This is a genomic window from Mycoplasma sp. 4013 (assembly GCF_054353875.1).
Genome location: NZ_JBTHHK010000001.1, coordinates 96,525 through 112,788, shown reverse-complemented (window position 1 = coordinate 112,788; position 16,264 = coordinate 96,525). Strand labels below are relative to the sequence as shown.

Annotated in this window: 16 protein-coding genes; 8 read left to right on the top strand and 8 right to left on the bottom strand. The window is 25.2% G+C overall.

Annotated elements, in window-relative coordinates; genetic code table 4:
• Positions 1-84: 84 nt before the first annotated feature.
• Positions 85-1,446, top strand: a complete 1,362-nt coding sequence (gene eno / locus ACXYRO_RS00445; RefSeq protein WP_458613982.1) for a phosphopyruvate hydratase — start codon at positions 85-87, stop codon at positions 1,444-1,446.
• 119 nt (positions 1,447-1,565) lie between these two features.
• Positions 1,566-2,054: a hypothetical protein gene (locus tag ACXYRO_RS00440; RefSeq protein ID WP_458613981.1), complete on the top strand. Its 489-nt coding sequence runs from the start codon at positions 1,566-1,568 to the stop codon at positions 2,052-2,054.
• Positions 2,055-2,301: 247 nt separating this feature from the next.
• On the opposite strand, the gene ACXYRO_RS00435 is transcribed toward ACXYRO_RS00440, so the two are convergent.
• Together ACXYRO_RS00435 and ACXYRO_RS00430 are read right to left on the bottom strand one after the other, a co-directional pair.
• Positions 2,302-2,736: a hypothetical protein gene (locus ACXYRO_RS00435; protein WP_458613980.1), complete on the bottom strand. Its 435-nt coding sequence runs from the start codon at positions 2,734-2,736 to the stop codon at positions 2,302-2,304.
• Positions 2,712-3,389 (bottom strand): Fic family protein, encoded by a 678-nt coding sequence (locus tag ACXYRO_RS00430; protein ID WP_458613979.1) that lies wholly within the window; start codon positions 3,387-3,389, stop codon positions 2,712-2,714. The genes ACXYRO_RS00435 and ACXYRO_RS00430 overlap by 25 nt, the downstream gene beginning before the upstream one ends.
• Before the next feature lie 141 nt (positions 3,390-3,530).
• Between ACXYRO_RS00430 and ACXYRO_RS00425 the strand changes: the two genes are divergently transcribed.
• Complete coding sequence (locus ACXYRO_RS00425; RefSeq protein WP_458613978.1) at positions 3,531-3,944, top strand: hypothetical protein; 414 nt, start codon at positions 3,531-3,533, stop codon at positions 3,942-3,944.
• A gap of 103 nt (positions 3,945-4,047) precedes the next feature.
• Here ACXYRO_RS00425 and ACXYRO_RS00420 read toward each other — a convergent pair whose 3' ends face one another.
• Together ACXYRO_RS00420 and ACXYRO_RS00415 are read right to left on the bottom strand one after the other, a co-directional pair.
• Positions 4,048-4,782, bottom strand: a complete 735-nt coding sequence (locus ACXYRO_RS00420; protein WP_458597766.1) for an MAG0110 family membrane protein — start codon at positions 4,780-4,782, stop codon at positions 4,048-4,050.
• A gap of 7 nt (positions 4,783-4,789) precedes the next feature.
• Positions 4,790-5,323, bottom strand: coding sequence for a hypothetical protein (locus ACXYRO_RS00415; RefSeq protein WP_458613977.1), 534 nt, complete (start codon positions 5,321-5,323; stop codon positions 4,790-4,792).
• A 44-nt stretch (positions 5,324-5,367) separates the two neighbouring features.
• On the opposite strand from ACXYRO_RS00415, the gene ACXYRO_RS00410 reads away from it, so the two are divergent.
• Positions 5,368-5,973 carry a ribonuclease HII gene (locus ACXYRO_RS00410; RefSeq protein WP_458613976.1) on the top strand — a complete coding sequence of 202 codons (606 nt, stop codon included), beginning with the start codon at positions 5,368-5,370 and terminating at the stop codon, positions 5,971-5,973.
• On the opposite strand, the gene ftsH is transcribed toward ACXYRO_RS00410, so the two are convergent.
• From ftsH to ACXYRO_RS00390, 4 genes are read right to left on the bottom strand one after another with little or no spacing between them, the layout of a single operon-like run.
• Entirely contained in the window at positions 5,970-7,958 is a 1,989-nt protein-coding gene (ftsH, locus tag ACXYRO_RS00405) for an ATP-dependent zinc metalloprotease FtsH (RefSeq protein ID WP_458613975.1), read from the bottom strand. The genes ACXYRO_RS00410 and ftsH overlap by 4 nt on opposite strands.
• A 36-nt stretch (positions 7,959-7,994) precedes the next feature.
• The gene (gene tilS, locus ACXYRO_RS00400; RefSeq protein ID WP_458613974.1) at positions 7,995-8,849 is read right to left on the bottom strand and encodes a tRNA lysidine(34) synthetase TilS; all 855 of its coding nucleotides are present in this window, start codon (positions 8,847-8,849) and stop codon (positions 7,995-7,997) included.
• A 7-nt stretch (positions 8,850-8,856) separates the two neighbouring features.
• Complete coding sequence (gene pth, locus ACXYRO_RS00395; RefSeq protein ID WP_458597775.1) at positions 8,857-9,417, bottom strand: aminoacyl-tRNA hydrolase; 561 nt, start codon at positions 9,415-9,417, stop codon at positions 8,857-8,859.
• Position 9,418: 1 nt separating this feature from the next.
• The gene (locus ACXYRO_RS00390; RefSeq protein ID WP_458613973.1) at positions 9,419-11,815 is read right to left on the bottom strand and encodes an ATP-dependent DNA helicase; all 2,397 of its coding nucleotides are present in this window, start codon (positions 11,813-11,815) and stop codon (positions 9,419-9,421) included.
• A 251-nt stretch (positions 11,816-12,066) separates the two neighbouring features.
• Between ACXYRO_RS00390 and ACXYRO_RS00385 the strand changes: the two genes are divergently transcribed.
• The 4 genes from ACXYRO_RS00385 (at position 12,067) to glpO (ending at position 16,262) form a co-directional block, all read left to right on the top strand.
• Positions 12,067-13,482, top strand: coding sequence for a helix-turn-helix domain-containing protein (locus tag ACXYRO_RS00385; protein ID WP_458597779.1), 1,416 nt, complete (start codon positions 12,067-12,069; stop codon positions 13,480-13,482).
• 135 nt (positions 13,483-13,617) lie between these two features.
• Positions 13,618-14,736, top strand: coding sequence for a DNA polymerase III subunit beta (locus ACXYRO_RS00380; protein WP_458597781.1), 1,119 nt, complete (start codon positions 13,618-13,620; stop codon positions 14,734-14,736).
• Between the two features lies 1 nt (position 14,737).
• Positions 14,738-14,959 (top strand): RNA-binding S4 domain-containing protein, encoded by a 222-nt coding sequence (locus ACXYRO_RS00375; RefSeq protein WP_458597783.1) that lies wholly within the window; start codon positions 14,738-14,740, stop codon positions 14,957-14,959.
• 154 nt (positions 14,960-15,113) lie between these two features.
• Positions 15,114-16,262, top strand: a complete 1,149-nt coding sequence (gene glpO, locus ACXYRO_RS00370) for a type 2 glycerol-3-phosphate oxidase (protein ID WP_458613972.1) — start codon at positions 15,114-15,116, stop codon at positions 16,260-16,262.
• The last annotated feature ends 2 nt before the right edge of the window (positions 16,263-16,264 follow it).

Here is a 16,264-nt window from a genome sequence, read left to right as displayed (position 1 = left end):
AATATGTTATATAATTTTTTAAATATTTAATATTTATAAAATATGAAATAACATAATTTATATAACATTTTAGAGGAGACATAAATGTCAGCAATTAAAAAAATACATGCACGTGAAGTGTTGGATTCTCGAGGAAATCCTACTGTTCAAGTAGAAGTTACAACTGAATTAGGTGGATTTGGTTCAGCAATGGTTCCTTCGGGAGCTTCAACTGGTTCAAGAGAAGCTTTAGAACTAAGAGATAAAGGTTCTAAGTATGAAAAAAATTGATTCGGTGGAAAAGGAGTTATGTTAGCTGTTGATCATGTTAACCAAATTATTGCTCCTGCTATTGAAGGTATTGAAGTTACTGAGCAACGTTTAATTGATCAAAGAATGATAATTTTAGATGGAACACCAACTAAGTCTAAATTAGGCGCCAATGCAATTTTAGGTGTTTCATTAGCTGTTGCTCGTGCAGCTGCAGATGAATTACAATTACCACTTTATAAATACCTAGGAGGTTTTAACGCACATCAATTACCACTTCCTATGTTAAATGTTATCAATGGTGGTGAACATGCTTCTAACACCCTTGATTTCCAAGAATTTATGATTATGCCAGTAGGTGCTAAATCTTTACGTCAAGCACTACAAATGGCAAACTTTGTTTTCCATAACTTAGCTAAATTGCTTAAGAAAAACGGACACGGTGTTCAAGTAGGTGATGAAGGTGGATTTGCTCCAAACTTTAAATCACACGAGGAAGCTTTAGATTTTTTAGTTGAAGCTATTAAACTTGCTGGATATCAACCAGCTACATCTGGAGAAAATGCTGTTGCAATCGCAATGGATTGTGCTTCATCAGAATTATACAAAGATGGTGTATATACTTTCGGAAAACTTAAAGAAGCAATCGAATCTAAAAAACCTGGTTTTGAACACTTAAATGATGTTAAATTAACTTATACAACTGATGAAATGATTAAATACCTTGAATCTCTTGTTTCAAAATACCCTATTATTTCTATAGAAGATGGATTAGCAGAAAGCGATTGAGCAGGATTTAAAAAACTTACTGCTGAAATAGGAAATAAGGTTCAAATTGTAGGTGATGATTTAACTGTTACAAATACTGAAATTCTTAAACGTGCTATTGAAGAAAAGTCAATGAACTCTATTTTAATTAAAGTAAACCAAATTGGTTCATTAACAGAAACTTTTGATGCTATCCAAATGGCTCAAAAAGCAAATATGACTGCTGTTGTATCTCACCGTTCAGGGGAAACCGAAGATAGCACTATTGCAGATATAGCGGTTGCTATGAATACAGGACAAATTAAAACCGGATCAATGTCTAGAACAGACAGAATTGCTAAATATAATCGATTATTAGCAATCGAAGAAGAACTAGGAAATACAGCAACTTTTAAAGGTATTAATTCTTTTTATAATATTAAAAAATAATTTATTTTATGAAAGATAAAAAAATATTTTTATAAAATGAATGCTTATTTTAAACAAAGAAAGAAAATTTCTTTGTTTTTTTTTTTTTTTTTTGTATTCTAAATAAAGAAAGGATTATAATGCTTAAAGCTTTGCAAAAACTCAATTTATCTGCTGCTATTTTATCAGTTATTACTATAACTTTATGAATATTAACAACTATTTTATATCCTATCAAACAAGTTATTGATAGTAGAACATACAATGCATTATTCATAAATATGTTTAATGTTATTCCCGTTTATGCTTCTATAACTGTAATAAATGTAGTTATTTATTTAGTAATATTCATCTTAATTATAATAATTTTTATATTATCATTTAGTCAGGAAGCTTCTGAAATCGGAAATATAAAAGTTATGATATTTGTTAACCTTGGATTAATAATTTTTTCACAATTTTTTGCTCGAATCCCAATCATTTCTTTATCTGCTATGTTTATTCATATTGCTATTACAGTAATGTTATTTATATCATCAATAGAATTAGAAGATATAATTAAGCAACAGACATTCAAAAAGACAACAACAAAGATGCATTTCAAAAAGTTTTGGCATAGTAGAAATTAATTTTGCTCAATTTTAGTATTTATGCATTTTTGCTTTAATATAATCAAAACAAAGTATTTCTTGATAAATTGCTTTGTTTTGATTATATTTAATATTTATACACAAGATATTAGATATTTGGTTTAGTTATAATATCAATGACTATCCTAGAATAATATTAAGTTTGAAAAAATACATATAATACAAACAATTAAAGTCTATATAGAATAGTAAAAGACCAAATAAAACAACACAAAATTGTGTTGTTTTATTTGGTTAAAAAATTAAAGTCATAATACTCATACTTATAAAAAGAATCAAATTCTTTTTTGTTAGAGAAATTCTTATTAAAATTAAGTTGGTATAATGGTGATTTATAGTTATTTAAACATATTTGATTATATAAAATAAAACTCTTATAATTACTCAATTTATAATTTTGGACTTTTTTATATAAATCAAAATGATTTTTATAAATTATTCTAATGTTATTTAGATTTAAAAGTTTTACTGATTCTTTATACATCTTCACCCATTTTAAAATTAAATTAACATTCATTTTAAAGTCGGGTTTAGTATATATCATTTCTTCCTTTAAAAGTTCAGAAACAAACCGATAATTATAATTATTTTTATCTTTTACTTCATAAAAATATATATATTTAACTACTAAATCTTCTATAATATCTTGTCTTTTAAACATATATTACCTTTAGTTTTTAAAACAAGTCGTTTTAGCGGTTTAATATCACCTCTAATATCATACTCACTTAATGCTTGATAATATTCTTGTTTATAATCTGGATCTATATATAAAATATCCAAATTATGTTGAAGTTGCATCAAGAATAATATCGCTCTTCCTGTCCTTCCGTTTCCATCACTAAAAGGATGTATTTTTTCAAAATTACAATGATATTCTAAAATATTTTCTAATTTTTCGGTTGTTGTTTTTATTTTATTTTTAAATTTAGCATTTAAGTTTTGTAATTTATATTCTACAACTGAATAATCACAAGGTCTAACATACGAACCACTAATTGCAACATTATGTCTTCTAAATAATCCTTTATTTTCTATAATATTATTCATTATAATACTATGAATTAGTTTTATTGTTTCGTTATCTATTTTTAAATTATTATAATTATCCAAAATATATAAAATTACTTTTTTAAAATTTAGTAACTCATACACTTCTCTTAGTTTTTTAGTACTGTATTCGTTAAAATTTATTTGTTTTTGTGATAATAATTCCTTTGTTTGTTGATATGTAAATGTATTATTCTCTATCGCGCAAGAACTATGAGTTAATTTTAAAGCGAGTATTTCAATTTCTTTTTTATTTTTTTTCATCTTTATTTAATTATATATAAAAATATTTAATAATAAAGCAGTAAAATAGCACGTCGGGGTGGTGCTCCCGAGCGTCATTCTTTAATATTTTGCTTCAGTTTTTTTTTTTTTTTGTATTATTATCTTATAAAGAAAGGAAAAATGAAAAAAATATCTAAAACTTATAATTTATCATTAACATCTACGATATTAAGTTATGTTATCATCTTATTTATAACACTTGTTTTTGTCTTTTACTTAGCAATGATATTTGGTGGTTTTCCATATGTATATATTGTGTTTTTAGCTTTTGTTATTTTATCTATATTAACTTATATACCAGTCCTTGTTTTAAATACAATAATATTTGGTTACCAAATTAATAACAACAACAAAGAAAAACAAGATATAACTTATTATTCTATATCTATATTTGTTCTTACTTTACTTGTTCCGGTTTTATTTGGTTTATTTATTATCCCTGTAGCAATATTAAATACTATGTTATCTGCTAAGATTAATGAAACTAACAATTTAAGTAAGAAATCAAAACCATTTGAACAAAAAGCAATATAAAACATCACAATGTGATGTCCCAAAATGCAATCTAAAAGCTACACTATAAAAATTAAGTTATTGTGTAGTTTTTTAGATTGCGTTTTGAAATAAGTATAACCACTTATTTTTTACTTGCTCCCATTATTAACATTAATAATTGTAATAATATCGATGCTGCATTAACAAATAATCTTATACCAACACTTAATGCATATTTAAATTGAAAATTAGAATCTGTATAGACCACATAATTTAATTCTTTACGTACTTGATATATATCAGCTGCTGTCATCGCTGCAATCAATACAATAGCAACTGCTGAATAATATCAAGTAATACCAAAAACAAATATTGATATAAAAAACATTACAATTAAAGCAATTGATAATACACCTATGAAAGCATATAAGAATTTTATTTTAATTACTTCAAAATAACCTATTAATCCAAAAACTCCAATAATTAAAATTGGTAATAAACTTATTCCTAGAAATCTAACTGTATCTAATTTATAAACTTGTAAAAAGAAAAATAAAATTCCCGTAAATATTAGTATCCAAGTCCCTAACTGAAACAAATAATAAAAATAAATAAATTTACTTTTAATTTTATATAAAAAACCTGATACAAGCGATAAAACAAACAATGCTGCTAAACCTACTCATAACATTATAAGTGCTATTTGGGGGTTATTATTTCTTCTTAAAAAATATTGAATCACTAACGAAATTGTTATAACAAAAGCAAAAGAAAAACCTAATACCGCTAAGGAAATTCCTCATAATTTTGCTTTCTTTTTTCTTTCAATATTTATATCTATTTCGATTCCTGATGCATTTAAATTTATATCGTTCATATTACCCTTACCTTTCTTCTTCATTAATATTTTCAGCTGTTAATTTTAATTCATATGGACATGTTAATAATTTTTGATCCTTGCTAAATTGCACATATTGTGATTGTTGTGAGTTGTATCTACGATTATATTCACTTCCGTCTAAAAATTTCACTTTTAACAGCGGAACATTTAGAATATCACGTTCTTCTTTGGGTTTGGATAGAATAACCACAGGATATAGTTCTAACTCATAACCTGTTAATATATTTTTCTTTATCATCTTTATTTCTTCTTCTCAAAAGAAATTAAGAATATTTTGATAATTATGTTTTAATATATCATTCTTTTCTTGATCAGTTAATTTTTGATATTCTACAATATCTTTATTAAATAAATCATTAAAGTATTTATAAAACTCTTCTTCTTTAAACAAGTCCTTTTGTACTTTTTTATACTCACTTAAAAATAAATCGAATAATCTTAAGTCTTCAGAAAAACCAAAAATATAATGAGATGTTCGACCACATTTGTTACATTTTGCAGTTACATATGATGCCATTTTTTCTCCTTTTGTAATTATATAATAAATTATAAAATATTGTTATGTTAAACTTTGAAATAGAACATCTTGGTGAATATGATTATATTGCTGGTTGCGATGAAGTCGGTCGAGGTTGTATCGCCGGACCTTTAGTTGTTGCTTGTGTGATGCTTCCAAAAAATTATCTTAATAAAGATATAAAAGATTCTAAACAAATTGCACCAAACAAAAGAATTCAACTATCTAATCTTATTAAAGATATTGCTATAGAATATAAAATAAAATTTTATGATGTTTTTGATATAAATAACTCAAATCCAAAAGCAATATCAAAACTCGGAATGAAACAATGTATTGAATCATTTAAAAAAACACCCCAGATAACGATTACAGATTATGAAAAAATTGATCTTGATATTAGACAAATAAACTTGGTTAAAGGTGATAATAAAGCTCTCTGTGTCGCTGCTGCATCCATACTAGCAAAAGTTGCAAGAGATAAATATATGATGAATTTACATAAAAAACATCCTGAGTATCATTTTGATAAAAACAAAGGATATCCTACTAAAGAACATTTGCAAGCCTTGAAATTATTTGGTATATTAAAAGATTATCACCGAATTAAATATAAACCTGTTTTAAATTTAATACAAAAAAAGAACTAATCTTGTTCTTTTTCTTGCTCTGTTGAGAAGATTAAATCATCAACACTTTGATCACTTGAATCACTTTCTGATGAATTATTATGTTCAGGTGGTAATTCAAGATGTTCAGCTATATAAGATATTTCTTCAGCAATAATTGTTTCCTTTTGAAGCAATAATGTTTTGATTAATTCTAATAATTTTGTATTTTCTGAAATTGTTTGATATGCACGACGTTGTGCTTCTAAAATAATCTTTCTTATTTCTAAATCAATTTCATGACTTACTTGATTAGATAAAGATGAATTTGTAGCAAGGGTTTTTCCTAAAAACGGACTTCCATTTTCTTCATGATATTTTATCGGACCTAAATCACTCATTCCAAATTCTGTTACCATACGACGAGCAATGTTTGTCGCTTTATCTATATCATCAGAAGCACCTGTTGAAATATTATTTTTTCCATAAATAAATTCTTCTGCTGCTCTACCACCCATAAATGAAGCAATAGATGCTAAAAGTTCTTCTTTAGTATAATTATATTTTTCATTTTCAGGCATCATTAAATTATAACCACCTGCTTGCCCACGTGGGATAATGGTAATTTTTTGAACTTTATTACCTCCTGGAATTCTTATCCCTACAACAGCATGCCCTGCTTCGTGATAGGCAACTGCTGTAAGTTCTTCTTTAGTAATTGTTCTTGATTTTTTAGCAGGTCCTGCCATAACACGATCAATTGCTTCATCTATAATTTCTAAAGTTATTAAATCTGATTTTTCTCTTATAGATAATAAGACTGCCTCATTAACAACATTTTCCAATTGAGCACCCGAAAATCCCGGAGTTCTTCTTGCGATGTTTGAAAACAATACATTTGATGCAAATCTCTTTCCTTTTGCATGAAGTTTTAGAATTTCTTCTCTTTCTTTTATATCAGGTAATCCAACTGTTATAACACGGTCAAAACGACCAGGTCTAGTTAAAGCAGGATCTAGAACATCAGTCCTATTTGTTGCAGCAACAAATAAAAGTCCTGAGTTTTCTTTTATCCCATCCATTTCAACAAGTAATTGGTTTAATGTTTGCTCTCTTTCATCGTGGCCACCACCTATACCTGATCCACGTGTTCTACCGATTGCATCTAATTCATCTATAAATATAATTGCTGGTGCGTTTTTTCTTGCTTCTGCTATAACTTGTCTTACCCTTTTTGCACCCATACCAACAAATAACTCAACAAAATTAGAAGCAGAAACAAAGAAGAACGGAACATTTGCCTCACCTGCTGTAGCTTTTGCTAATAGAGTTTTTCCGGTTCCGGGAGGGCCACCTAATAATATACCATGAGGCATTCTCGCACCAGAATCTTGATATTTTTTGGGATTTTTTAGATAATCAACTATTTCAGAAATTTCTTCTATTGGTTCTTTGTTTCCTGCTATATCACTAAATTTTTTATCAGATTTGATTATTTGAGCCGGATTTTTTTCTCCAAATGCTCCACCTTGACCTGACATCATTTTTGCTTGAGCTCGATATACAAAATATATTATTCCAATCAATAACAATGTTGGAATCAAACTAATAAATAAATTTAAAGCAACATTTGGTTTTGGTGCCTGCACTCCCACTATCCCTTTTGATGTGTCACCAAAAAATGCATCTGATAATTTAATATTAGAGTTTATATCTTTTAAAATTGATTCAAATAAGTTATAACTTCCATAGATAACATAATTACTTTGTATAATAGAACCATCAACCTCTTTTTGATTAAAAGTTGCAGATATTGTATTAGAAAAACTATCAACTCTCATTTGTGTAAAATAAGTTGAGTGGTTTTTATCAGAAGCAGCTGCAACTACTTTTTGAGCTAATTGAGTTAAACTTATTGTTTCTTCTTTAGAACCTAAAAAACTTGTTATTAGAAAATAAAGAATGATTGCGATTATTATAATACTTATAATCGTTCAAAATACTGATTTTCTGTTTTTTGAAAACATTTTTCTCCTTTATATTAAATTATAAATTGTTTTTCTTTATTCTTTTGCAATTATTTTTCCTTTTTTCTTCCGTAGTTTGTTTTTATCATTTAATTTAAATTCACTTGTTCTGTTATTTGAGAGTATAAATTTTTCAATCGCTTGTATCTTTTTGGATGATAATTCAATATTATCAAAATTTAAATGTATAAATTTATATATTAATTCTTGTTTGTTTAAAAAAAAACGAAATATTTCCTGAGCAAAATTTGATTCTAATCATATTTTATATTCTTTTTCAGTTATTTGATTATTTTTGTGTATTTTTCTGTTTTTTAAATAAATATTAATTAATATTAGTATTTTTTGAAATTTGGACAATAATTTATTTTTATTTCTTTGAATATTTCTTAAATATTTATTCTGATTATTTGTATAATCAATATGAAAAGGTATATTATATTTTTTACATTTTTTTAGTATAGTTTCCTTAAAATAACGAAACAGAAATGGTCTATATATATTCATATTAAATAAATAACTTTTTTTTCTTATCCCTAATAAAGAAAATGTTCTGTTACTTGCTAATTGCATTTGTGCTGTTTCTAAATAATCATCTAAATTATGTGCAATATAAAGTATATTACGATTATATTTATAATAAATTTCTTTAAAAAAAATAAATCTTTTTTCTCTTGCTCAATCTTGAAAATTCCCTGAGATATAATCACTTTTATTTAAAACTAGTTTTTCTAATTTAATTTTGTTTTTATTACAAAAATCTGTAACTATTTGCTCATCTAAATAACTATCTTCCCTTTGATTATAATTAATATGCGCAACAACAACATCTAAATATTTATACTTATTTAACATATACATACTATCAGGTCCACCACTAACGGCTAACAAAATTTTTTTATATTCCATTGTTCTTTTGGTTAAACTTATTCATTACTGTTTTTATATCATTAAACGCATATGAGATTGCTGCTTGTGCTGAAATATTTAAAATAGGTTTTAATATTTCAAATTCTTCTTTTGTAAATTTTCCTAGTACAAAATCCTTTAATTCTCCTTGAAAAGGGGTTTTTATTCCTATACGAAGTCTTTTAAATTCCTGAGTCCCTAATTGGTCAATTATATTTTTAACACCATTATGACTTCCTCCAGAACCACCTATTTTAATAGTTGCTCTTCCTAGTTCATAATCTTTTTCATCGTGAATTACCATTACGTCCTCTGGTGATATTTTAAAAAAACTACACATTGAAGAAACAAAGCTACCTGATAAATTCATAAAGGTTTTTGGTTTTGCAATAATTAAATCATCGATTTTTACAAAATCACCATTAAATTTTGTTTTATTTAATGATATATTCAATTTATTACAAATTTCATCTATTACTAAAAAACCTGCATTATGTCTTGTATATTTATATTCAATCCCTGGGTTTCCTAAACCTACTATTAATTTCATATTAATCCTTTAATAAAATCTGCATATTTGTATATATTTCTTTTTCTTTTGTAAATTGCGGAACTAAAAGTTGTGAATATAAAAATTCAGTTGGAGAAAATATTCATATTTCATTTATTGCACGTGAAACCGCTGTATAAACAAGTTTTCTGTTTAACATATGTTTAAAATTATTATTTATTATAAACATTACTGCTTTTGTTTCACTTCCTTGAAATTTATGAACTGTTATAGCATAAGCTAAATTAATTTCAGCATTAAATTCTTCTTTATTATAAATAATTTTTATATTTTTATTTCCTTGTTTAAAAGTCACTGTTATTTGACTCTTACCATCAATTATCTTTTCATCAGTTATATATCCTATATCACCATTTGAAATATTTTTATCATACTTATTAACTAATTGAATTACTTTATCACCTATTTTATAAATAACTTTATTATCATTAAAATTAGTTCAATGAATAATTCTTCCTTTTGGATTATAAAGTTTTTGTATCAAATTATTTATTTTGTTTATCCCATATAAGCCTTTATACATAGGACACAATATTATAGAATCATTAATACCATATTTATTTAGAATTCCTTTATATATATTAACTATATCTTTTTCGAAGTTTTTATAAATAACAAAATTAACTTTTTCTTTCTTTATCGAATATCCCATTCAATCATTTCAGTTATTTTCAAATGTTAGAATCTTATTAAATATATTTGTTTCAGAAGGTAAATAATCTGTTGATACAACCTTTTCATAGAGTTGTTCATTTATATAATTTCTTTTAAATAACTCTTTAATATATTCTTTTATATTTTTTATATACCTGATATCTTTATAATTACCAAGAAAATTTATAAAATCGACATATGATTTAATTTCTAACGAATCACTTCTATAAAATTTTTCTAATACTGTTGTTTTTATTTTTTTACTATTTATTAAATCATTTAATATATAACCAGGCCCTATTGCAGGAAGTTGATCCTTATCGCCTAACAATACTATTTTTTCCAAATTTGGACAATTATTAAGTAGTTTATAAAACAAATTTATATTAACCATACTAAACTCATCAATTATTATAACTTTTGCTTTTTCTGCATCTTCGTTTTCTAAAACTTCTTCTTTATCATCTTTTATTTTTAAAAAACTATGAATAGTTCTTGCATAAAAATGTCCTTTAGATGATAAATTTGAAGCCGCTCTACCTGTTGGTGCTAAAATAAAAAAATTAGATTCAATTTTATAATCGTTTTGTTTTAAGGTATTATAAAAATGTTTTATCAAACTACTTTTACCTGTTCCGGGGTTTCCCGAAATAATTGAAACATTATGATTTATAAAAGCAAAGTATGCGTCTCTTTGTTCGTTTGATAAATAATTTAATTTATCTTCAGATTCTTTTGTTAGTATCAAAGGTTCTTTTTTATCTATTTTAACTAATTTATCAACTATAAATTCTTCTTTTTTTTGCATTTCGACACGACAATACATAAAATGATCATTAATTAAATATTTTAATTTTGTAAGTTCTTTTAACCTGTTTTTTACCTTTTCTTGGTAATCTGGTAATTTTTCTAAGGACATCATAGTCAGTGTTTTATCAACAATTTCTTTTGAATTTATATAAGTCGAATTATTGTCTTCTAAATCTATAAATGCTGTATGAATAAAAGCATCTAATCTTTCTTCGCACAACTGATTTCAACCAAGCAAAATCGCAAAACGATCTATGTCATATAAATTGTACGAATCTTCAAGGTAAAGTTTATACGGATTAAGTAATTTATATTTTTTTATAAAATCCTCTAAATCTGTTTGATATTTAATTTTTAGAAAAGTATATAAATTTACTAAATCATTACCATAAAAAAATTCAATATTTTTTCTATATTCTTCTGAATCGACAGATGCGGCATTTAACACTTTTTTTACTGAATCACTATTATGTTTATAATATTTAACAGAATTTTCTATTTGAACATCTGAAAGAACACTTTTTAAAATTTTGCTATTCTTTTCTGGATCTTCTAAATAGTCAAAAAACTTCCTTCCAAATTGTTCAAATATTTTTTTTGCTGTTATTTTTCCTACTTTAGGTATCTTTTCTATATGTTGTTTTAATTCAACATCTATATCAACATACTCAATAACAGGTATATATGATGTAAGTTTTATTCCTTGTCTATTATCTTTGTAATTTGATATTTCATAAGTTATTTCATATTTTTTATATAACTCAGGAACATTTTTTCTTGCATAAATTGCTTTTTTTTGTTTTTTTTCTGTTGATTCAAAAATCATAAAAGCTCATCCTTGACTAAAACCGCCAGAAATTATTTTTACAAACTTCCCTGTTTCTTTATAAATTGAATCATTTTTTTCTTTCATATATTATTAAATTATACTTTTTTATTTTATATTTAAATGGTTTTAAAGATTAATTATTAATAGACTTATCAACATAATATATTCGATTTTTTATTAAGTTATTAACAATTTAAAAAAATGTTGTTAATAAGTATTAATATATCTATATTTTAACAGTAAAAGTTGTGAATAACTTTTATATTTGCTTGGTATTTTATCATTATTTTTAATTATTCTTGTAAGTGTATATTATTTACTTTATAATTTAAATTATGAATGATGAAGTTGTTAAAAACATAAACAATTATGAAGATGTTAAACTCGATTCATTGACTGAACAACTTAAAAGTTATTTAAGGAACGAAATAACAGACAATGTTATTTGAAAGTCTTTCTTTTTTAAGATGAAAATCATTGATTTTAGTAGAAACATATTAGTTATATATATACCACTAGAACAAGAGCAATCACTTTTAGGATTAAATGGTTTTTATAAAGAAATTTTTGATAAAGCAATAAAGGAAATATTTGGAACACAAGTTTTTTATAAATTAACAATAAAAAACAAAACAGAATATCAAAAAGAAACAGAAGAAGAACAAAGAAAAATCAATTCTAAAGTTATCACAAAAGAAGAAAAGAAAAAATTATCAAACAACTTTGTTCGAAATCAAACATTTGATAATTATTTAAAAGATGGTTTTAATGAAGAAGTTGTTGAAATTTGTCAAAATTTAATTAACAATCCTTTTGGTTTGAATACTTTATATATTTTTGGTAGTTCTGGTATAGGAAAAACCCACCTTTTACATGCGATAGGAAACGAATTTGTTAAAGCAAGTAAAAAAGGTTATTATATTTCTCCAAACTCTTTCACAAGACAAATTTCTTCTTTATTAATGTCAAATGAATCTTTAAAGATTTCTAACTTAATTAAGTTTTTTACAGAATTAGATTTAGTTGTTTTTGATGATTTTCAACTTTTTGGTGATGGACAAAAAAAACAAACTAAAAATTTCATATACGAAATTATAGATGGAAGAATCCAAAGCAATAAACTTACAGTAGTTGCTGCTGAACTTAATATACACGACTTAGAAAATAAATTTGATGACAGACTTATAACAAGATTGGAATCTGGTTTAATTACTAAAATTAAAAATCCAAACGAAAAAGAAATGTATAACTTATTGGGTTTTGTTCTTAATTTAGAAGGTTTTGATTTTCATATATTAGATGAAAATTCAAAACAATTTATAGTTAAAAATCACTTTAGTTCAATTCGTGCTTTATTGGGTGCAGCTAAACGTGTTTCTTTTTCTCGAAACAAACTTATTAATACAAATTATGTTTATGATGTTATTCAAAAAATTTTCGCTGATGTTGTTAGACAACAAGTAGAAATTAATTCAGAAAGTATTATTAAGGCTGTTGCTAAATATTATCGAATATCTGAAAAAGATATATATGGTTCATCTAGAAAAAAAGAAATAGTTGTTGCAAGACATATAGCTATCATATTAGTGAATAGTTTTCTTTCTCTTTCATCCACAGAAATAGGAAAGATATTCAACAAAGATCACACAACCATATTAAATGCTATTAAAAAAATTAACAATGACGGATATGACAAATCAATTCAAAAAACTATCGAACAACTTTCTCGGGAAATCCGTGGTTTAAAATAAACATTTATACATAAATAAATAAGTTGTTAATAGTTCAAAAAGTTAAATTTTTAAGGTTTTTATAGCTTATTTTATGCTTTTTAGTTTTTAAAGCACTTATTCACAAGAAATTATATAAATAATAAGAGGGAATTTATGAAATTTACAATATCAAAAAATGTTATTGATAATAATATAGATTTTTTATGTTCTTATAACGATAATAATGATGCTTTTGTTCCGTATCGTGGTATTTATTTTAAAATAGATGCAGATAAACTTGTTTTGATTTCAGCAAAAAATAACTTAGCAGCTAGAATTATAATTAATGTAGATGAAAAAGATTTATCAGTAGATGAAGCAGGAATATTTTTAATTAGTTCAAACATATTAAGAACCATAATTAAAAAAATGGATAATAGAATAACATTTGAAAGTTATGGACAAAATATAAAAATTTATGACAAAACAACTAAATATACATTAACACAATTAAATTCTGATTCATATCCTTTTATCAATTTCGATTTAAAGAAAAATCAATTTACTATAAAATCAAAAATTTTAGAAGAAGCAATTAATAATGTTTCAATATCTACTTCACAAGGAACAAACGAAAGATTAACTGCTCTTTTATATAAATGTATAAATATAAAAAATACTGATATAAATAAACTACGTTTGACAGCTACAGATAGTTTTAGATTATCAAGTTTATTAATAAATATAAACAAAGAAATAAATATAAATGTTATTATTGAGGCAAAAAATTTAAAAAAACTTATTTTCAAAGATATGCCAGAGGAAATTGTAGTGTTTTTTGATGAAGAAAAAATTGGTATATCTGCTGATAACTTAGTTATTTTTACTAATTTAACAAAACTAAATTATCTTGATATAAATAATTTTATAACACCTGTTTTTTCTAAAACATTAAGTATAGAAAAAGAAGAATTTTTAAAATTAATAAATAAGGTTGTTTTTTATAACTCTGATAAAGTACGTAGATTATCATTTTTTATAAATCAAGAAGAATTAAAACTAAGTTTTGAAGTCCCTGAACTTGGTATATCTCAAGCATCAACAAAAAATATTACTTATAATGGAAAACCTTTAGAAATGGATATAGATTTTCAATTTATTAAAGATGCTGTTTCTGTATTACCAAACGGAAAAATATACTTAAAAATAAACGAGACAAATGATCGTATTTTTGTTCTTTCAGATGAAAACAAAAATCATATACAACTAATTACTCCTATAAGAAGGTATTAATATGAATATAAAAATAAAAGGTGAGTTTATCAAACTGGGACAATTTCTAAAAAAAATAGAAGAAATAGACTCGGGTGGACAAGCAAAATTATATTTACAAGAAAATAACATAAAAATAAACGGAAAAACCCCAGAAGGAAGAAGTTCAAAAATATATATAAATGATATTGTTTGAGTAAATAATGATGTATACAAAATAACAAGTATTGATTCAGAAATATAAAATCTAAGATAATTCTTAGATTTTATTTAAAAATTCATATTTATGGCAAAAATACGGAAATAATTTCTTTTAAAAACAAAATAATTCAGTTTTTATTATTAATTAATAAAGATAATAAATAATTTTTCTATAATTAATATTATAGGAGGATATTATGAAATATGACGTTGTTATTATTGGTGGTGGTATTATCGGTGCTTCGATAGCATATGAACTATCACAATATAAATTAAAAATTTTGCTTTTAGAAAAAAATCCAGTTTTTGCTGATGAAACATCTAGAGGTAATTCAGGAGCAATCCACGGAGGTTTTGATCCAGAACCAGGTAAAGTAGAAGCAAAATTAAATGTTTTAGGTAATCAATTATGAAGAGAAAAAATATTTAAATATTTAGATTTTCCTAGAGCACAAGTTGATTCGTTAATTTTAGCCTTTAACGAAGAAGAAATGGAACATGTACATATGCTTTATGAACGTGGAATTATAAATAAAGTTCCAGCAGAATTTATGAAAGTTCTTACAAAAGAAGAAGTTCTTAAAAAAGAACCTAATGTAAACCCAGAAGTTTGTGGAGCTCTTTTATGTACAAGTTCATGAGCAATAGATCCTGTTCGTGCAACATATGCATTTTTAGGTGCAGCAGAAAACAACGGTGTTGAATTAAGAAATAATGCAGCAGTTAAGGACATCGAGTTTGATGAAACAGACTTTAAAATTCATATAAATAAAAAAGAAGTAATAACTGCTTCTGTTGTAATTAATGCTGCCGGGCACTATGCAGATGTTTTAGCCGAAAAAGCAGGTTATGGTGATTTTAAACAAACAACCAGACGTGGTGAGTATAGAATTCTTGCACGTTCTGAAGGTGGTGTGGTTAATTCTATATGCTTTAAAGTTCCTACAATTCACGGAAAAGGCGTTATCGTTGCACCTATGCTAGATGGGCATGTAATGGTTGGACCTACAGCAGAAGAGGGTGTTCCAAAAGATCAAACTCGGGTTGTAACAAAAGAAAAATTTGATTATATCGGTCAAATAGGAACACAAATTATTCCTTCACTTCGTTTAGATCGTACTATTATGACACTTGCCGGATCGCGTCCAATTGACATAGAAACAAATGATTTTGTTATAAGACCAGCAAAGAAAAATGCAAGATTTATAAATGCAGCAGGAATGCAATCACCAGCTATTGCTTCTACTCCAGCTATTGCACAAGAAATAGCAAAATTAGTAGAAAAAGCAGGATTGGAATTAGAAAAAAAAGAACATTTCAATCCTAAATACAAAGTTAGATTTTAAAA